Origin of the sequence: Mycolicibacter minnesotensis (assembly GCF_010731755.1) — a bacterium.
Taxonomy (GTDB): domain Bacteria; phylum Actinomycetota; class Actinomycetes; order Mycobacteriales; family Mycobacteriaceae; genus Mycobacterium; species Mycobacterium minnesotense.
On record NZ_AP022589.1, the window covers coordinates 3,834,551 to 3,852,577 of the forward strand.

The 18,027-nt window shown below is 67.5% G+C and carries 17 protein-coding genes and 1 riboswitch; of the genes, 14 read left to right on the top strand and 3 right to left on the bottom strand.

Translation table 11 applies throughout. From position 1 onward, the window contains the following. Nucleotides 1-59 precede the first annotated feature (59 nt). The 3 genes from G6N09_RS17640 to G6N09_RS17650 are packed head-to-tail and all read left to right on the top strand — an operon-like array spanning nt 60 to nt 2,658. Nucleotides 60-713, top strand: a complete 654-nt coding sequence (locus tag G6N09_RS17640) for an Rv1815 family serine proteinase (protein WP_083022936.1) — start codon at nt 60-62, stop codon at nt 711-713. Beyond that, nucleotides 710-1,210, top strand: a complete 501-nt coding sequence (locus G6N09_RS17645) for a VOC family protein (protein ID WP_083022938.1) — start codon at nt 710-712, stop codon at nt 1,208-1,210. Before G6N09_RS17640 ends, G6N09_RS17645 begins: the two co-directional genes overlap by 4 nt. Beyond that, nucleotides 1,207-2,658 carry an FAD-binding protein gene (locus tag G6N09_RS17650; protein WP_083022940.1) on the top strand — a complete coding sequence of 484 codons (1,452 nt, stop codon included), beginning with the start codon at nt 1,207-1,209 and terminating at the stop codon, nt 2,656-2,658. The genes G6N09_RS17645 and G6N09_RS17650 overlap by 4 nt, the downstream gene beginning before the upstream one ends. A gap of 10 nt (nt 2,659-2,668) precedes the next feature. Here the strand turns inward: G6N09_RS17650 and G6N09_RS17655 are convergent, their stop codons facing one another. Next, the gene (locus tag G6N09_RS17655; protein ID WP_083022942.1) at nt 2,669-4,603 is read right to left on the bottom strand and encodes an ABC transporter ATP-binding protein/permease; all 1,935 of its coding nucleotides are present in this window, start codon (nt 4,601-4,603) and stop codon (nt 2,669-2,671) included. Between the two features lie 182 nt (nt 4,604-4,785). On the opposite strand from G6N09_RS17655, the gene secA2 reads away from it, so the two are divergent. The 10 genes from secA2 to G6N09_RS17705 all read left to right on the top strand — a co-directional run bounded on the left by secA2 (nt 4,786) and on the right by G6N09_RS17705 (nt 13,219). Continuing rightward, on the top strand, nt 4,786-7,146 hold the full coding sequence (gene secA2, locus G6N09_RS17660; RefSeq protein ID WP_109558816.1) for an accessory Sec system translocase SecA2: 2,361 nt from the start codon (nt 4,786-4,788) through the stop codon (nt 7,144-7,146). Nucleotides 7,147-7,155: 9 nt separating this feature from the next. Further along, nucleotides 7,156-7,758, top strand: a complete 603-nt coding sequence (locus G6N09_RS17665; RefSeq protein WP_083022946.1) for a CDP-alcohol phosphatidyltransferase family protein — start codon at nt 7,156-7,158, stop codon at nt 7,756-7,758. Beyond that, nucleotides 7,751-8,683 (top strand): DUF881 domain-containing protein, encoded by a 933-nt coding sequence (locus G6N09_RS17670; protein ID WP_083022948.1) that lies wholly within the window; start codon nt 7,751-7,753, stop codon nt 8,681-8,683. Before G6N09_RS17665 ends, G6N09_RS17670 begins: the two co-directional genes overlap by 8 nt. 81 nt (nt 8,684-8,764) lie before the next feature. Continuing rightward, the gene (locus G6N09_RS17675) at nt 8,765-9,097 is read left to right on the top strand and encodes a small basic family protein (RefSeq protein WP_046189077.1); all 333 of its coding nucleotides are present in this window, start codon (nt 8,765-8,767) and stop codon (nt 9,095-9,097) included. A gap of 4 nt (nt 9,098-9,101) precedes the next feature. Next, the gene (locus tag G6N09_RS17680; RefSeq protein WP_083022950.1) at nt 9,102-9,872 is read left to right on the top strand and encodes a DUF881 domain-containing protein; all 771 of its coding nucleotides are present in this window, start codon (nt 9,102-9,104) and stop codon (nt 9,870-9,872) included. Between the two features lie 28 nt (nt 9,873-9,900). Continuing rightward, the gene (gcvH, locus tag G6N09_RS17685; RefSeq protein ID WP_046189075.1) at nt 9,901-10,314 is read left to right on the top strand and encodes a glycine cleavage system protein GcvH; all 414 of its coding nucleotides are present in this window, start codon (nt 9,901-9,903) and stop codon (nt 10,312-10,314) included. 175 nt (nt 10,315-10,489) lie between these two features. Beyond that, nucleotides 10,490-10,975, top strand: a complete 486-nt coding sequence (garA, locus tag G6N09_RS17690) for a glycogen accumulation regulator GarA (protein ID WP_083022953.1) — start codon at nt 10,490-10,492, stop codon at nt 10,973-10,975. Beyond that, on the top strand, nt 10,975-11,712 hold the full coding sequence (ftsR, locus tag G6N09_RS17695) for a transcriptional regulator FtsR (protein WP_083022955.1): 738 nt from the start codon (nt 10,975-10,977) through the stop codon (nt 11,710-11,712). The genes garA and ftsR overlap by 1 nt, the downstream gene beginning before the upstream one ends. 143 nt (nt 11,713-11,855) lie before the next feature. After that, nucleotides 11,856-12,350 carry a bifunctional nuclease family protein gene (locus G6N09_RS17700; RefSeq protein ID WP_083022958.1) on the top strand — a complete coding sequence of 165 codons (495 nt, stop codon included), beginning with the start codon at nt 11,856-11,858 and terminating at the stop codon, nt 12,348-12,350. Between the two features lie 233 nt (nt 12,351-12,583). Beyond that, a complete protein-coding gene (locus tag G6N09_RS17705; RefSeq protein WP_083022960.1) occupies nt 12,584-13,219 on the top strand; it encodes a MerR family transcriptional regulator in 636 nt (211 codons plus the stop codon). A 55-nt stretch (nt 13,220-13,274) separates the two neighbouring features. Here G6N09_RS17705 and G6N09_RS17710 read toward each other — a convergent pair whose 3' ends face one another. Then, the gene (locus G6N09_RS17710; RefSeq protein WP_083022963.1) at nt 13,275-13,901 is read right to left on the bottom strand and encodes a TetR/AcrR family transcriptional regulator; all 627 of its coding nucleotides are present in this window, start codon (nt 13,899-13,901) and stop codon (nt 13,275-13,277) included. Beyond that, a complete protein-coding gene (locus G6N09_RS17715) occupies nt 13,898-14,806 on the bottom strand; it encodes an oxygenase MpaB family protein (RefSeq protein ID WP_109558832.1) in 909 nt (302 codons plus the stop codon). Before G6N09_RS17715 ends, G6N09_RS17710 begins: the two co-directional genes overlap by 4 nt. 126 nt (nt 14,807-14,932) lie before the next feature. Beyond that, nucleotides 14,933-15,030: riboswitch (glycine riboswitch) on the top strand. A 169-nt stretch (nt 15,031-15,199) separates the two neighbouring features. On the opposite strand from G6N09_RS17715, the gene gcvP reads away from it, so the two are divergent. Beyond that, the gene (gene gcvP / locus G6N09_RS17720) at nt 15,200-18,025 is read left to right on the top strand and encodes an aminomethyl-transferring glycine dehydrogenase (protein WP_083023442.1); all 2,826 of its coding nucleotides are present in this window, start codon (nt 15,200-15,202) and stop codon (nt 18,023-18,025) included. Nucleotides 18,026-18,027 lie beyond the last annotated feature (2 nt).

The window sequence follows — 18,027 nt, forward strand, 5'->3', positions numbered from 1 at the left end:
CCGGACTGAAACCGGTCCACAACGATAGGAGTCGACGGTTGCGCAGGCCCGTTGCGCGGATGTTGGCGATGTTGCTGGGGATCGGTGTCGCGGCTGTCGGCCCGACGGCCGTCACGGCCCGAGCCGATCGAGTGCTGGTGTTCCCCGGAATGGAGATTCGCCAGGACACCCACGTCTGCACCTTGGGTTACGTCGATCCGGTGACGCGGGTGGCCTTCTCCGCCGGCCACTGCCGGGGCAGTGGTGCCGTCACCGACAGGGGCGGACGGCTCATCGGCCACCTGGCGACCTTTCGGGACAACACCCCCAACGGCTCGACGGTCAACACCGATCAGGTGATCGCCGACTACGAGGCGATCGTGCTGGCCGACGATGTCGACGTCAACGATGTGCTGCCCGGCGGCTTGCAACTGCAAGCCGACCCGGACCACGAGATGAATCCGGGTGAGCCGGTCTGTCACTTCGGCATCGTCACCGGAGAGACCTGTGGCGCCATCGAGCGGATCAACAACGGCTGGTTCACCATGAGTCGCAGCATCCGCAGTCAGCAGGGTGATTCGGGCGGCCCGGTCTACGCCGTACGAGACGGTGGTTCGGCTCGCATCGTCGGGCTGTTCAACAGCGTGTGGGGCGAGTATCCCGCGGCCGTGTCGTGGTCGGCGATCTCACAGCAGGTCCGCGAAGACGTCGGCGTTCCGGCCCCGCAGCCATGACCCCCACGCCGCGGCCTCCCATTCAGATCGCCTGGGTGACCAGCGACCTCGACGCCACCGAATCGACCCTGACCGCCCTGCTGGGCGCGCGCCGATGGGTCCGCATGCCGGGCGTGCACTTCGCCCCGGACGCCTGCAGTTACCTGGGCGAGCCGGCAGATTTCGTCGCCGACATCTCGCTGAGCTACGTCGGCGACATGCAATTGGAGCTGATCGCCCCGGTGCGCGGCCGCAGCCTCTACGACGACTTCCTGCGTGGCGGCGGGCCGGGCCTGCATCACGTCTGCATCGAGGCCGAGGACCCCAACGACTTCGAGGCTATGCTGAACGACGCCGCCGGGCGGGGCGCCCCGGTGGTTGCCCGGGGTGTCATGCCCGGCGGCATGCAATTCGCGTACGTCTCAGCTCCGGACGCGGGCATCCCCTACCTGGAGATCGCTTACATCCCCGCTGAGATCAGGTCCGTGTTCGAGTACATCAAACAGGAGCAGCGGTGAGCACCCAGATCCCGGAAACCACCAGTGCCGAAGCGGTTTCGGAGTGGTCTGACGAGGTGGACGTCGTGGTGATCGGCTTCGGCATCGCCGGTGGCTGCGCGGCGGTCACGGCGGCGGCGGCCGGAGACCGGGTATTGGTACTGGAGCGGGCCGCCGAAGCCGGCGGTACCACGTCCATGGCCGGCGGTCACTTCTACCTCGGCGGCGGTACCGCCGTCCAGCAGGCCACCGGGCATCCTGACTCGGCCGAGGAGATGTACAAGTACCTCGTGGCGGTATCGCGCGAGCCCGAGCACGACAAGATCCGGGCCTACTGCGACGGCAGCGTCGAACACTTCAACTGGCTCGAAGACCTGGGCATCGCCTTCGAGCGCAGCTACTACCCGGAGAAGGCGGTGATCCAGCCCAACACCGAGGGGCTGATGTTCACCGGCAACGAGAAGGTGTGGCCGTTTCTGAACGAGGCCGTTCCGGCCCCGCGCGGACACAAGGTCCCGGTGCCCGGCGACACCCAGGGCGCCAAGATGGCGATCGATCTGTTGCTCAAGCGGGCCGACAGCCTCGGGGTGGCGATCCGCTACGAGACCGGCGCCACCGGTCTGGTCACCGACGCCTCCGGTGCCGTCGTGGGCGTGGCATGGAAGCACTTCACCGAAAGTGGAGTCATCAAGGCGAAGTCGGTGGTGATCGCCGCCGGTGGCTTCGTGATGAACCCGGAGATGGTGGCGCAGCACACGCCCAAGCTGGCGGAGAAGCCTTTCGTACTGGGCAACACCTACGACGACGGCCTGGGCATCCGGATGGGTATCTCGGTGGGTGGTGCGACCAAGCACATGGACCAGATATTCATCACCGCGCCGGTCTATCCGCCCTCGATCCTGCTCACCGGGATCATCGTCAACAAAGAGGGCAAGCGCTTCGTCGCCGAGGACTCCTATCACTCACGGACGTCGGGTTTCGTCATGGACCAACCGGACAGTGCGGCGTACCTGATCGTCGACGAGGAGCACATGCGCAAGCCGCAGGTGCCCTTGGTGCCGCTCATCGACGGCTGGGAAACGGTACCGGAAATGGAAGCCGCCCTGGGCATTCCGGAAGGAAACCTGGTGGCCACCCTGGATCGCTACAACACCTACGCGGCGCAGGGGGAGGACCCGGACTTCCACAAGCAGCCGCCGTTCCTCGCCCCGCAGGACACCGGGCCGTGGGGCGCGTTCGACCTGACTCTGGGCAAGGCGATGTACGCCGGATTCACCATGGGCGGACTGGCCACCTCGGTGGACGGCGAAGTGCTGAATGCCGAGGGCCGCCCGGTACCGGGCCTGTATGCGGCCGGTGCCTGCGCGGCCAATATCGCCCAGGACGGCAAGGGCTATGCCAGCGGAACCCAGCTGGGGGAGGGCTCGTTCTTCGGCCGGCGCGCCGGGGCGCACGCGGCTGCTCGCTAGAGCGGGCTTCTTAGACCGGGCTGAGGTCCCAGCGGCCCTGGCCGAGCAGTTCGAGCACGTGGCGATGGTGCTGGCGGACGGTGTGTCGATGGCTCACGCTGACCAGAATGGTATCGGGCAGTTCGGTGCGCAGCAGCCGGTACAGGGTCAGCTCCAGCCCCTCGTCCAGCGCTGACGTCGACTCGTCGAGGAACACGGCTTTGGGCCGGGTCAACAGGATTCGGGCGAACGCCACCCGCTGCTGCTCGCCGGGTGAGAGCACCTTGGCCCAGTCGTCGACTTCGTCGAGCCGCTCGACCAGGTTCGGCAGGGCCACCTTGTTCAACGCCTCATCGATCGCGGCGTCAGACACCTCGCCCACCGCCAGCGGGTAGGACACGACGGTGCGCAGGTCGCCCAGCGGGATATAGGGCAGCTGCGAGATGAACATGGTGGCGTTGGCCGCATCGGGTCGGCGCAGGGTGCCCGAGGCGTACGGCCACAGTTGAGCCAGGCTGCGCAGCAACGTGGTCTTGCCGCTGCCCGACGGGCCCGCGATCATCAGCGCGTCGCCGGCGCTCAGCTGCACGTCGAGTGCCTCGATCAGCGGGACGCCGTCAGGGCTGCGCACCTCGACGCCCTCCAGCGCCACGCTGTCGTCAGGGCTGGGTTTGACCAGCAGCTCGGGCAGCTCCCTGGCCTCGCGATTGGCCTCAAGCAACCCGTGCAGCCGGATGATCGAGGCACGGTAGCCGGCGAAGTTGTCATAGGCATTGCGGAAGAACGACAGTGAATCGGAAATGCTGCCGAACGCCGACGCGGTCTGCGCGACCCCGCCGAACATGATCTGTCCGTCGAACAGGCGCGGCGCCTGGATCACCCAGGGCAGCGGCACGATCGCCTGGCTCACCGACAGGTTCCAGCCGGCGAACCCGATGGTTCGGTTCACGAACGCCAGGTAGTTCGCGACGATGGCGCGGAACCTGGTCCGCAACTGAACCCGCTCGGCGAGCTCGCCCCGGTAGAACGCGACCGATTCGGCCGCGTCGCGAACCCGCACCAGCGCGTAGCGGAAGGCGGCGTTGGTGAGCTCGTTGCGGAAACTCAGCCGGATCAGGGGCCGGCCGATCCAGAACGCGACGATCGTCGCGACGGTCACATAGACCAGCACGATCAGGAACATCGCGCGCGGGATGTCGAAACCGAAGACGGTCAGGGTGCCAGACAGGTTCCACAAGATCGCGGTGAAGGACACCACGGTGACCATGGACTGCACGGCGCCGAACAGCAGTGTGCTGCCGGTGCTGTTGGCCGGGGCGTTCACGCTGGCGCCGTTGCCCGCGGTGAAGATGTCGATGTCCTGCTGAATGCGCTGGTCGGGGTTGTCGATGGCGCCTTCGATGGCCTCGCCCACCGCCGGGTCCAGCGGCGTGGTGACGAAGCGGGACCGGTAGTAGGCCCGGCCGTCCAGCCAGTCGCCCGTGAGCCGTTCGGTGAGCCAGATCCGCCAATTCACCATGAAGTGCTGGGTCAGGTAGATGTCGAGCATCACCCGTGCCACATGCAGCACCGCCATCACGCTGAAGATCGCGATCGACATCCAGAATCCGTGCACACCAGACGCTCTGACGGCGTCATCGCCGCCCGCGGCGCCCTGGAACGCGGTCTGCAGCGACGAATACAGGTCGTTGCCCTGGAAGCTGAACAACACGTTGAGCCGGACCGCGGTGATCACCGACAGCAGCAGCACACCCAGCATCACCCAGACCCGGACGCTGTCGCGTCCGGTGAAGTACGGGCCGCTGATCTCCCAGAACTGGCGGCCCCACCGGGTGCTGACCCGCAGCACCGCCGCCACGGCCAGCACCCCGACGGCACTGATGGTCCAGGCCAGCGCAATCCACACCAGAGAATCGGGCAGCGCATGCGCCCAGTCGATGGATGGATTGAACAGCTTCGAGTCCACTATCGATGTCTCCTTGCCGTCCCTATCGCCGGAACCGCGTCGCGGCCGATCAACGAATCGAGAACCCCGTGCGAAACCTACCGCAGGGGAGTCGCGTCGCGCCGGGTGAGATTGCCGCAGCGCCCCGCCGACGCGGTGGTGCCCCCGGCTCGCAGGCGGTGGCTACCGCGTACCGTTGTGCTGTGGCTAACACCTCCAAGACTGACTCCGGAACGCGAACCAAGTCGGGTCGCCTCAGCGGGAGATTCTGGAAACTGCTGGGCGCCAGCACCGAAAAGAACCAGAGTCGTTCGATGGCCGAAGTCACGGCCGCCGCCGAGTACGCCGAGAAGGCCGCTGGGCTCGACGACGAGCAGCTGCTCAAAGCTGCGCAACTGCTCAAGCTGAAGGACCTGGCCGACGCCTCCGACATCCCGCAGTTCCTGGCGATCGCCCGCGAGGCCGCCGAACGCAGCATCGGACAGCGTCCGTTCGACGTCCAGCTGCAGGGCGCGCTGCGGATGCTGGCCGGGGATGTGGTCGAGATGGCCACCGGCGAAGGCAAGACACTCTCAGGCGCCATCGCGGCCGCCGGCTACGCCATCGGTGGCCGGCACGTGCATGTGGTGACCATCAACGACTACCTGGCCCGCCGCGACGCCGAGTGGATGGGCCCGCTGCTGGAGGCACTCGGCGTCACCGTCGGATGGATCACCGAGGAGTCCACACCAGACGAACGCCGCGCGGCTTACCAGTGTGACGTCACCTACGCGTCGGTCAACGAGATCGGCTTCGATGTGCTGCGTGATCAGCTGGTCACCGACGTCGACGACTTGGTGTCGCCCAACCCCGACGTCGCGCTGATCGACGAGGCCGACTCCGTGCTGGTCGACGAGGCACTGGTGCCGCTGGTGCTGGCCGGCACCACCCACCGCGAGACCCCGCGGATGGAGATCGTCGATCTGGTCGGCCGCCTTAAGCCCGGGGTGGACTACGACTCCGACGAGGACCGCCGCAATATCCATCTCACCGATGTGGGTGCCCGCAAGGTGGAGAAGGCGCTCGGCGGAATCGACCTGTACTCCGAGGAGCATGTGGTCTCCACGCTGACCGAGATCAACGTGGCGCTACATGCCCACGTGCTGCTGCAGCGCGACGTGCACTACATCGTGCGCGACGGCAAGGTGCAGTTGATCAACGCCTCGCGCGGCCGGATCGCCGCCCTGCAGCGCTGGCCGGACGGCCTGCAAGCCGCGGTGGAGGCCAAAGAGGGCATCGAGACCACCGAGACCGGCGAGGTGCTCGACACCATCACGGTGCAGGCCCTGGTCAACCGGTACCCCACCGTGTGTGGCATGACCGGGACGGCACTGGCGGCCGGGGAGCAGCTGCGGCAGTTCTACCAGCTCGGCGTCTCACCGATCCCGCCGAACATGCCCAACATCCGTGAAGATGAGGCGGACCGGGTATACATCACCGCTGCGGCAAAAAACGATGCGATTGTGGCCCACATCGTCGAGGTGCACGCCACCGGACAGCCCGTGCTCGTAGGCACCCACGACGTGGCGGAGTCCGAAGAACTGTACGAGCGCCTGCGTAAGCGCGGCGTTCCGGCGGTGGTCCTCAATGCCAAGAACGACGCCGAAGAGGCCACCGTGATCGCCGAGGCCGGCAAGCTCGGGGCGGTCACCGTCTCCACCCAGATGGCCGGGCGGGGCACCGACATCCGGCTGGGTGGTTCCTCGGAAACGCAAGCGGCCGATCATGATGCGGTGGTCGAACTGGGCGGGCTGCACGTCATCGGAACCGGCCGTCAGCACACCCAGCGCCTCGACAACCAGTTGCGCGGTCGGGCCGGCCGCCAGGGCGACCCGGGATCCTCGGTGTTCTTCTCCAGCTGGGAAGACGATGTCGCCGCGACCAACCTGGAAGACAACAAACTGCCCACCGAGACCGACGATGATGGTCGCATCGTGAGCCCGAAGGCCTCCGGTCTGCTCGACCACGCGCAGCGCATCGCCGAGGGCAAACTGCTCGACATCCACGCCAATACCTGGCGCTACAACCAGTTGATCGCCCAGCAGCGCACCATCATCGTGGAGCGCCGCAACACGCTGTTGTCCACCCCGGCCGCCCGCGAGGAGCTTGCCGAGCTCACTCCCAAGCGCTACGCGGAGCTCAAGGAGCAGCTGGGGGAGGACGGCGAGGCCAAGCTGGAGAAGATCTGCCGTCTGATCATGCTCTACCACCTGGACCGCGGGTGGGCTGACCACCTCGCCTTCCTGGCCGACATCCGGGAGAGCATCCACCTGCGCGCGTTGGGCCGGCAGAATCCCCTCGACGAATTCCACCGGATGGCGCTGGACGCCTTCGCCTCGCTGGCCGCCGACGCCATTGAGGCATCCCAGCAGACCCTGGAGACGTCGGACGCGATCGAGTCGGAGCCCGGCATCGACTTGTCCAAGCTGGCGCGCCCCACCTCGACGTGGACCTACATGGTCCGGGACAACCCGCTGAGCGACGACAGCATGGACGCGCTGAGTCTGCCCGGGATCTTCCGCTAGGGGGTCGCTATGACTGTCGGGTCCGGATCCGATCGCGTTCAGGACCGGGTGCTCACCGTGCCCAACATCATCAGCGTGGCTCGCCTCGGCCTGATCGGCGTCTTTCTGTACCTGCTGCTGATCGCGCGGGCCGACGGGCCCGCCGTGGCGGTACTGATGCTCAGCGGTGCCTCCGACTGGGCCGACGGCAAAGTGGCTCGGCTGTTCAATCAGTACTCGAAGCTGGGGGCCCTGCTCGACCCGGCGATCGACCGGCTCTACATGCTGGCGATTCCGGTGGCGTTCGGCGTGCGGGGCCTGGTGCCCTGGTGGATCATCGGCGTTCTGTTGGCCCGGGATCTGCTGCTTGCGGCCACCCTGCCGGCGTTGCGCAGTCGCGGCCTGACGGCCCTGCCGGTGACGTACGTGGGCAAAGCGGGCACCTTCGCCCTGATGTCGGCGTTCCCGCTGATCCTGCTGGGGCAGTGGGACACCCTGGCCAGTCGGGTGGTGCTGTCGGCCGGATGGGGCTTCCTGATCTGGGGACTGGGCATGTACCTGTGGGCCTTCGTGCTGTATCTGATCCAGGTGACGCTGGTGGTCCGCAGGATGCCGAAGGTCAGCGGTGGCTGAACCGTTCTTCGCCCTGAGCGGCTACGACTCCCAGGGCTTCGCCGGCGCCCACGAGGCCGGCCGCCCGCGCACGTTCGCGGTACCTTCGCTGCTGCGCTCGCTGTTGTCCGAACACCTCGACCCCGGCTACGCGGCGGCGGCCGCCCGGCGTCGGCGCCGTGCCGCGCCGCTGCCCGCCAGAACCCGCGTGGCGGGATGGGCATGGAAGGCGATGGCGGCGCTGCTGGTGGCGACCGTGTTCGCCATCGGTGTAGCCCAGGCCCGCTCCGTGGCCCCCGGGGTGCGTGACGCCCAACAGGTGCTGGCCGCGAACGTCCGAGCGGCCGAAAAGGCCACCGGCACCCTCGCCGACAAACGGGACACCTACGCCAACCAAGTCGATGACTCACAACGGCACCGGCTGGCCGACGATGCCCAGGGCCAGCGGGTGCTGGCCGGCCTGGACGCGCTGAGTCTGGAGTCCGCCAGCACCCAGGTGACCGGCCCCGGGGTGGTCGTCACCGTGACGGACCCCGGCGCCGGGCGAAACCTCTCTGATGCCTCCAAACAGCGCGTGTCGGGCAGTCAGCAGATCATCTTGGACCGCGACCTGCAGCTGGTGGTCAACTCGCTGTGGGCCAGCGGGGCGGAGGCGATCGCGGTCGGCGATGTACGCATCGGTCCCAACGTCACGATCCGTCAGGCCGGGGGCGCCATCCTGGTCGACAACAAGCCGATCAGCAGTCCCTACGCATTGCAGGCCATCGGTCCGCCACGCGAGTTGCGCGAGACCTTCGACCGCAGTCCCGGTCTGTACCGGCTACGTCTGCTCGAAGCCTCCTACGGGGTGGGGGTGCGGGTCGACGGCCGCAGCTCGGCCGACCTGACCCTGCCGGCGGGATCGGTACGAGATGTCCGATTTGCCAAACAGATCGGGGCATCGTGACGCAAGCTTGCGCTGCGGGGCGCGGCGCTGCCGGTGTCGCGGCCGGCTGGGTGCGGTTCGGGAGGCTGGGGTGATTGCACAATGATCGGTATCGCTGCACTGATCGCCGGCATTGTGCTGGGACTGGTCTTTCACCCCAGCGTGCCGGAAGTGGTTCAGCCCTATCTGCCGATCGCAGTGGTGGCGGCATTGGATGCGGTGTTCGGCGGCCTACGCGCCTACCTGGAGCGGATCTTCGACGCGAAGGTATTCGTCGTGTCGTTCGTCTTCAACGTCCTGGTGGCCGCCCTGCTGGTCTATCTCGGTGACCAACTGGGCGTCGGCACCCAGTTGTCGACCGCGATCATCGTGGTGTTGGGCATCCGGATCTTCGGCAACGCGGCGGCGTTGCGGCGACGGCTGTTCGGAGCCTGACCCGATGAGTAGCACCGATCCGGAGCCGCACGGCAGACACGAACTGCCGCAGTCGGCCCGGCCCGACAGTGCGCCGCCGCCGGGCCGGTCCGGTCCGCTGTTCAGCGTGCTGGGGCTGCTGCTGTGCCTGCTGCTGGGGGTGGCGATTGTCACTCAGGTACGCCAGAACGATTCCGAAGACGCCTTGGAGACGGCTCGGCCCGCCGACCTCTTGGTGCTGCTGGATTCGCTGCGTCAACGCGAAGCCACCCTGGGCACCGAGGTCGCCGAGCTACAGCAAACGCTCGACGCGCTGCAGAAGTCCGGGAGCAGTGATCAGGCCGCCATCGAAAACGCCCAGGCCCGGCTCGCCGCCCTGGCCATCATGATCGGCACTGTGGGCGCGATCGGGCCCGGCGTCGTGATCACCATCGACGACTCCGCCCGCGGTGTCGCACCCGAGACCATGCTCGATGTGATCAACGAGCTGCGGGCGGCCGGCGCCGAGGCCATCGAGGTCCGCGACGGCACCAAGGCGGTGCGCATCGGTGTGGACTCGTGGGTGGCGGGCGCGTCCGGCGCGGTGGAATTCGATGGGACCGTGCTGACGCCTCCGTATTCGGTTCTGGCGATTGGCGATCCGCCGACTTTGGCGGCTGCCATGAACATTCCCGGCGGGGCCGTCGACAGCGTCAGGCGGCTCGGCGGGGCGATGACGGTGCAGCAGGCGGACCGCGTTGAGGTGACCGTGTTGCGGCAACCGAAACCACGCCAATACGCTCAGCCAGTCAAGTGAGCCCGACAGCGCAAGGAGCACGATCACCGTGAGTTCGGAAAGTTCAGTTCCGTCCGACCTGTATTACACCGCGGAGCACGAGTGGGTTCGCCGCACCGGACCCGACGCCGTCCGGGTGGGCATCACCGATTTCGCGCAGGCGGCGCTGGGCGATGTGGTTTTCGTTCAGCTACCTGCAGTGGGCACCGAGGTGACCGCCGGCGAAGCTTTCGGCGAGGTGGAGTCGACCAAATCCGTTTCCGACCTCTACGCGCCGATCACCGCCTCGGTGATCGCTGTCAACGCCGAGCTGGACGCGAACCCGCAGCTGGTGAACTCCGACCCGTACGGCGCGGGTTGGCTGCTGGAACTTCAGGTGGCAAACGCGGATTCGGCGGGCCTAGACCAGAGTCTGGCGGGGCTGCTGAGCACCGAGGCCTACCGGGCGACGTTGTCGGAATGACGGTTGCTAGCCTGCCTGCCGGGACGCGCCGGGCATCCGGCGACACGATCCCGCGGTGCGGGGGACATGACGTACCGCTGCGCGGTACGGTCGACTCAACGATTCGGGGTTGGGCGCCACAGATGTCCGGCAGGTGCGACCAGGTAGCAGATCAGCGGCCAGTGAGGAGTAGTGCGTGACGGAGAAGGACCCGGCGACGGGGCAAGACCAGTTGGGCGATGAGGTCACCGCGGAAACCACATCGGTTTTCCGCGCCGACTTTCTGAGCGAACTCGACGCTCCCGCGCAGGCGGGCGGCGACAGCCTGACCTCGGGTGTGGAGGGGCTGCCTGCGGGTTCCGCGCTGCTGGTCGTCAAGCGTGGACCCAACGCCGGATCGCGATTCCTGCTTGACCAGCCTGTCACCGCAGCGGGTCGGCATCCCGACAGCGACATCTTCCTCGATGACGTCACCGTGAGTCGCCGTCATGCCGAGTTCCGGCTGGAGGGCAACGAGTTTCAGGTCGTCGACGTCGGCAGCCTCAACGGCACCTACGTCAACCGGGAGCCGGTCGATTCGGCTGTCCTGGTCAATGGTGACGAGGTCCAGGTCGGCAAGTTCCGCCTGGTATTCCTGACCGGCCCGAAGACGGCTGAGACCGAGGCCGGGCCGGGCAGCTAGTGAGCGCGCCTGACAGCCCTGAACTGGCCGGGATGTCGATCGGAGCGGTACTGGATCTGCTCCGCCCGGATTTTCCCGACGTTACGGTCTCCAAGATTCGTTTTCTGGAGACCGAGGGGCTGGTCATGCCGCAGCGTGCGGCGTCAGGCTATCGGCGGTTCAGCGCGTACGACTGCGCTCGGTTGCGCTACGTGCTGACCGCGCAACGCGATCACTACCTGCCGCTGAAGGTGATCAAGGCGCGGCTGGATGCCGAACCGGACGGGGCACTGCCCTCGGCCGAGTCGCCGTATCCCACGCCGCGACTGGTGGCGGCCGGGGGAGAGCGCAGCCAACGCGGGGCGGCTCTCCCGGTGCCACCCCGCCAGGTGCGGCTGAGTCGGGAGGACCTCCTGGCTCGCTCGGGTGGCGATGACGCACTGCTGACAGCACTGGTCAGATCCGGTGTGATCAACGCCGGGCCCGGCGGCCTGTTCGACGAACATGCGGTCGTCATAGTCCAGTGCGCGCGCGGGCTGGCCGACTACGGTGTCGAAGCGCGGCATCTGCGGGCATTCCGTTCGGCGGCCGACCGGCAGTCCGACCTGATCGCCCAGATTGCCGGCCCGCTGGTCAAGGGGGGCAAGGCGGGCGGGCGGGACCGCGCCGACGACTTGGCTCGCGAGGTCGCGGCGCTGGCGATCGCGCTGCACACCGCGCTGCTCAAGTCCTCGGTCCACGACGTACTGCACGGCTGAGGACTAGACTTCGCTTCGACGGCTCGTTGCGCGGCCACGGTTGTCTGACCGTCGGTATCGCGGCGAGTCATACTGGTACACATAGGGATCCTGGGCCACATAGGGACTGTGCGAGACAGGCGAACGCGGAGGGCTGACTGGAGATGGGTGAAGTACGCGTGGTCGGCATCCGCGTCGAGCAGCCGCAGAACCAGCCGGTACTGCTTCTGCGCGAGGCCGATGGTGACCGATACCTTCCGATCTGGATCGGGCAGGCCGAGGCCGCTGCGATCGCACTGGAGCAGCAGGGCGTAGAGCCGGCACGTCCCCTGACCCACGATCTGATCCGGGACCTCATCGGCGCACTCGGGCACTCACTCAAAGAGGTCCGCATCGTCGATCTGCAAGAGGGCACGTTCTACGCCGACTTGATCTTCGACCGTGACATCACGGTGTCGGCGCGTCCGTCGGACTCGGTGGCCATCGCCTTGCGGGTGGGAGTGCCGATCTATGTCGAGGAGTCGGTGTTGGCCGAAGCGGGCCTCCTGATTCCCGACGAGAACGACGACGAGAGCGACGGCGCGGTACGCGAAGACGAGGTGGAGAAGTTCAAGGAATTCCTCGATAGCGTGTCGCCGGACGATTTCAAAGCAACCTGACCCGGCGCGGCGGACTCAGCCTCGTCACAGATCCGTTTCATCTCTCTGCGGTCAGCGCGACACGCCCGAACGAAAGCATTGCGGGCAAAACACGGCCCCCATACTTGAACCACGGCGGGAACAACTGCACAGCAGCCCGGCGAACGGCGTATGCTCACGACCAACTCGGGCAAGAGCAAACGCGGCCACTGGCCAGCCAGTGGCAACGAGCGCGATCGGCGAGAGGAAGCAGCGTGGGCGATCAACCTGGGCAGGATCAGCTGGACTTCAAGGGTCAACCCGACACGGGTGACCGCGAAGTCCCCGCGGCTCCGTCCGCCACCGCTCGACCGGTACAGGGCGGGCTTTTCCCCGACGACTCCGTTCCCGATGAGCTCGTCGGTTACCGCGGCCCCAGCGCCTGCCAGGTCGCCGGCATCACCTACCGCCAGCTCGACTACTGGGCTCGCACCTCGCTGGTGGTCCCCTCGATCCGCGGTGCGGCAGGTTCGGGCAGTCAGCGGCTGTACTCGTTCAAAGACATCCTGGTGCTCAAGATCGTGAAGCGACTCCTCGACACCGGAATCTCGCTGCACAACATTCGGATCGCGGTCGACCACCTGCGTGAGCGCGGGGTTTCGGACCTGGCCAACATCACGCTGTTCTCCGACGGCACCACGGTCTACGAGTGCACCTCGGCCGAAGAGGTCGTTGACCTGCTGCAGGGTGGTCAGGGCGTGTTCGGCATCGCGGTCTCGGGCGCGATGCGAGAGCTGACCGGCGTCATCTCCGAGTTCCCCGGTGAGCGGGCCGACGGAGGCGAGTCGATCGCCGCACCGGAAGACGAGCTAGCCAGCCGCCGCAAGTTCCGCGACCGCAAGACCGGTTAGGGGCCCGACACCGGCAGGCCTAGCGCCTTGCCGAAACCTCTTGGGGCGCGGGGTTTTACTTCCCGACGGCGCGTTCGGCCATCGGGGTGAGGACTTCCTGGGCGAACCGGCGTAAAGCTGCGTCATCGCGGAAATCCGGATCGGTGGACGGCATCGAGACATAGGTCAGAAAGAGCCGGGCAAAGACATCGGCCACCCAGCGCTCCGCCTGCCCGGGACCGCCGGGTGCGTCGCCGTGAAGGTAGTTGGCGATGAATGCCGTGCCCATCGCGAGCAGATCCGCGGAATCGGTGGCCGGTAGCGGCCCGAACTGGCCTGCACGGCTCAGCATCGGATGTGTACGGGCGAACGTGATGGCCGCCACGAACGCCTCGGCGACGCCGTGGTTGCGGTCGTGGGTGTTGTCGATCGCGTCGGCCACCGCGGCCAGAAAGCGCTGGGTCTCCCGGCGGATCAACGCTTGGATCAGATCCTCGCGGCGGGGATAGCGCCGATAGGCGGTCATGCGTGACACGCCCGCGCGCCGGACCACGTCTTCGATGGTGATGCGTCCCAGGCCCGCCGTTGCGGCTTCGTGGACGGCGGCGTCGAGGATGCGCTGGGCTGTCGGGTCGGCGGCGTGTTCGGGGGGCACCCCGGCGACTGCCTGGCCGATCACGCTGACGAAGTGCGGGTCGATCATGGCGCCCCGGTGTTGGTGGCCCCGACACCGGCGGCACGTTCACGCGCCAATCGGACATAGGCGGGAATGCCGAATGCCCACCTGGTCCGGCGGACATCTAGCTGCAGCGCCGGGCTGATGAGGGGCCGTGCCAGCAGCGAGGGGCGATCGAATCCGGTGAGTTCGCGCGCCCAGCGCGGGGCGTAGCTCATACCGGCGTGCACTGCGAAGCGGTGCATGCTGCGGTCGAGCGGGTCGGGAAGCCGCGGCAGGAAGGGTGCGGTGAGCAGGAATTCGATGAATTCGCGGGTCTGCGCGTTGACGCTGAGTTGCGGGCGCATCCGGGACACGAAGTCATCGAGTTCGGCCATGGTCGAGGGCACGTGATCGGCGCCGGCCATCCGACCGATAGTGGCCTGTTCGGCCAGGTAGCGGTCACGTTCGTGCGGCGACAGCGGACGGTTCGTGCGCTCGAACACCCGCATGATCATCCACGGGATGCAGGTGTGCACCCAGGCCAGCAGCTCGGGATCGAGCGCCCGGTAGGCCACGCCGTCGGGGCGGGTGCCCGATACGTGGGCGTGGATGGACTTGACCTGCTCGATCAGCCGCGTCGCGGCCTCGGTGTTGCCGAAGGTTGTGGTCAACACGTATCCCAGGGTGGTACGGGCGCGCCGGAACGGGTCCTGCCGATACGACGAGAGGTCCTGCACCCCGGCGATCACCGACGGATGCAGAATCTCCAGCACTATCGCCGACAATCCGGCCTGCGACACCGCGGCCAGGTCGGCGTTCACCTCCCAGGACACGCTGCCCGGACCGATCAGGCCCGGGTCTCCGGGCGGACCGCCATAGATCCCGGGATCGTCGTGGCGGCCGGCAGTGGCCTGGAATTCGTCGATGATGCGTTGCCGTAGCGTGCCCATCTCCACCCTTTGGTATGAATGTGACAATTTGAGTATTAGATATACCACTTGCGGGGAAGGGGAGCCACGCGTTTTCGGTCGGCGCTGTGGTCGCGCAACGGACGGCAGGTAGTATTGGCTCCGCATCAGCCCCGCGCGGGAGAGTTCCGCGGCAGCCAGCCGCGGACGCCGAAGGAGCAATACCTCTCCGTCAACCTCTCAGGCACCCGGACCGCGCCGGCATTGATGCCTCTGGAAAGCGGTGACGCCCTGCGGGGTTGCACCCGCCCATGGGGAAAGGCGCCGCAGGTGATCGCGGTGCCGAATCTCTCAGGCGCCCGGGCCGGGCAGACGACAGAGGGGGAGGACACGAATACTCTCGCCGTCGTCTAGCGCTCAGGAGCTCCCGTGTCCGTGCCCACCGAATCCCGCTTTGTAGACCGGCACATCGGCCCGGACAGTGCCGCGATCAGTGCGATGCTCGCCGCCATCGGTGTCGCGTCGCTGGAGGATCTGGCCGCCAAGGCTGTGCCCGCCGGCATTCTTGACGCGCTGAGCGGCGACGGCGTTGCGCCGGGGCTGGACGTCCTACCGGCCCCGGCCACCGAGGCTCAGACGCTGAGCGAGTTGCGTGATCTGGCCGACGCCAGCACCGTCGCGGTCTCCATGATCGGCCAGGGCTACTACGACACCCTCACCCCGCAGGTGTTGTTGCGCAACATCCTGCAGAACCCGGCGTGGTACACCGCCTACACGCCCTACCAGCCGGAGATCAGCCAGGGCCGGCTGGAAGCGCTACTGAATTTCCAGACCATGATCGCCGAGCTGACCGGCCTCGAGATCGCCAACGCCTCGATGCTCGACGAGGGCACCGCGGCCGCCGAGGCGATGACGCTGATGCATCGTGCCACGCGGGGCACCTCCCATCGCTTGCTGGTCGACAGCGACGTGTTCACCCAGACCGCCGCGGTCCTGGCGACCCGGGCCGAGCCGCTGCGCATCGAGATCGTCACCGCAGACCTGCGGGCGGGCCTGCCCGACGGCGACTTCTTCGGCGTGATCGTGCAGGTTCCGGGGCGCTCGGGACGGATCACGGACTGGGCGGACCTGATCGAGGCCGCCCACGGGCGAGGCGCACTGGTGGCGGTCGGCACAGACTTGCTGGCATGCACGCTGCTCACGCCGCCCGGGGACATCGGTGCCGACGTGGCGTTCGGCAGTGCCCAGCGTTTCGGGGTCCCGATGGGCTTCGGCGGCCCGCACGCCGGCTTCCTGGCGGTGCACTCCGGCCATGCCCGGCAGCTGCCCGGCCGGCTGGTCGGGGTTTCTCGGGACAGCGACGGCGCCGACGCCTACCGGCTGGCGTTGCAGACCCGCGAGCAGCACATCCGTCGTGACAAGGCGACCTCCAACATCTGCACGGCGCAGGTGCTGCTGGCCGTGATGGCCGCCATGTATGCCAGCTATCACGGTGCCCAGGGCCTGACCGCGATCGCGCGGCGCGTGCACAGTCAAGCCGAGAAGATCGGCGCAGCCCTTGGTGATGCACTGGTCCACGACCACTACTTCGACACCGTGCTGGCCCGGGTGCCCGGTCGTGCCGACGAGATCATCGCCGTGGCCAAGGCGGCCGGCATCAACCTGTGGCGCGTCGATGCCGACCACATCTCGGTGGCCTGTGACGAGACCACCACCGACGTGCACGTGTCCGCGGTCCTGGACGCCTTCGGCCTGGCCGCGGTCGAACCTGTCGGCGTCGCCATCGACACCCGCACGTCGGAGTTCCTGACGCACCCGGCGTTCGTGCGCTACCGCACCGAGACCGCCATGATGCGCTACCTGCGGTCCCTGTCGGACAAGGACATCGCCCTGGACCGCAGCATGATCCCGCTCGGATCGTGCACGATGAAGCTCAACGCCGCCGCCGAGATGGAGTCGATCACCTGGCCGGAATTCGCGCGTCAGCACCCGTTCGCCCCGGTCGACGACGCGGTGGGCCTGCGCACGCTCATCGCGCAACTGCAGGGCTGGTTGTCGGCGATCACCGGCTATGACGCGGTGTCGCTGCAACCCAACGCGGGGTCGCAGGGTGAGTACGCGGGCCTGCTGGCCATCCACGCCTATCACGCCAGCCGCGGCGAGTCTCACCGTGACATCTGCCTGATCCCGTCCAGCGCGCACGGCACCAACGCCGCCTCGGCGGCGCTGGCCGGGATGCGGGTGGTTGTGGTGGCCTGTCGTGACAACGGCGACGTCGACCTCGACGATCTGCGTGCCAAGGTCGACGCGCACGCGGCGGCGTTGTCGGCACTGATGATCACCTACCCCTCCACGCATGGGGTCTACGAGCACGACATCGCCGAGATCTGCGCGGCCGTCCACGACGCGGGCGGGCAGGTCTACGTCGATGGAGCCAACCTCAACGCGCTGGTCGGACTGGCCCGGCCCGGCCGCTTCGGTGGCGACGTCAGCCACCTGAACCTGCACAAGACGTTCTGCATCCCGCACGGCGGCGGTGGGCCCGGTGTCGGACCGGTGGCGGTGCGTGCGCACCTGGCCGAATTCCTGCCGGGGCACCCGTTGGCCGCTGAGTTGCCCGGCGGGCAGCCGGTGTCTGCGGCGCCCTACGGTTCGGCGTCGATCCTGCCGATCACCTGGGCCTACATCCGGATGATGGGAGCCGACGGCCTGCGTGCGGCGTCGCTGACCGCGATCGCGTCGGCAAACTACATAGCCCGCCGCCTCGACGAGCACTACCCGGTGCTCTACACCGGCGAGAACGGCATGGTCGCTCACGAGTGCATCCTCGATCTGCGGGAGATCACCAAGAGCACCGGCGTCACGGTTGACGACGTCGCAAAACGGTTGGCCGACTATGGTTTCCATGCACCGACCATGAGCTTCCCGGTGGCGGGAACCCTGATGGTGGAGCCCACCGAGAGTGAGAGTCTGGCCGAGCTCGACGCGTTCTGCGAGGCGATGATCGCCATTCGCGGCGAGATCGACCGGGTCGGCGCCGGTGAATGGCCGGTCGAAGACAATCCGCTGCGCGGGGCGCCGCACACCGCGGAATGCCTTGTGGTGGACAAGTGGGAACACCCCTACACCCGCGAGCAGGCCGCCTATCCGCTGGGAGGTGACTTCCGGCCCAAGGTATGGCCTCCGGTGCGCCGCATCGACGGGGCTTTCGGCGACCGGAATCTGGTCTGCTCCTGCCCGCCGGTGGAAGATTTCGCCTGAGC

What these genes read in the sequence shown, in the direction of transcription:
- G6N09_RS17640 (WP_083022936.1), top strand. Translation starts at nt 60, where the DNA reads ATGTTGGCGATGTTGCTGGGGATCGGTGTCGCGGCTGTCGGCCCGACG.
- G6N09_RS17645 (WP_083022938.1), top strand. Translation starts at nt 710, where the DNA reads ATGACCCCCACGCCGCGGCCTCCCATTCAGATCGCCTGGGTGACCAGC.
- G6N09_RS17665 (WP_083022946.1), top strand. Translation starts at nt 7,156, where the DNA reads ATGACTGTCGGGTCCGGATCCGATCGCGTTCAGGACCGGGTGCTCACC.
- G6N09_RS17675 (WP_046189077.1), top strand. Translation starts at nt 8,765, where the DNA reads ATGATCGGTATCGCTGCACTGATCGCCGGCATTGTGCTGGGACTGGTC.
- G6N09_RS17680 (WP_083022950.1), top strand. Translation starts at nt 9,102, where the DNA reads ATGAGTAGCACCGATCCGGAGCCGCACGGCAGACACGAACTGCCGCAG.
- G6N09_RS17700 (WP_083022958.1), top strand. Translation starts at nt 11,856, where the DNA reads ATGGGTGAAGTACGCGTGGTCGGCATCCGCGTCGAGCAGCCGCAGAAC.
- G6N09_RS17710 (WP_083022963.1), bottom strand. Translation starts at nt 13,901, where the DNA reads ATGATCGACCCGCACTTCGTCAGCGTGATCGGCCAGGCAGTCGCCGGG.
- G6N09_RS17715 (WP_109558832.1), bottom strand. Translation starts at nt 14,806, where the DNA reads ATGGGCACGCTACGGCAACGCATCATCGACGAATTCCAGGCCACTGCC.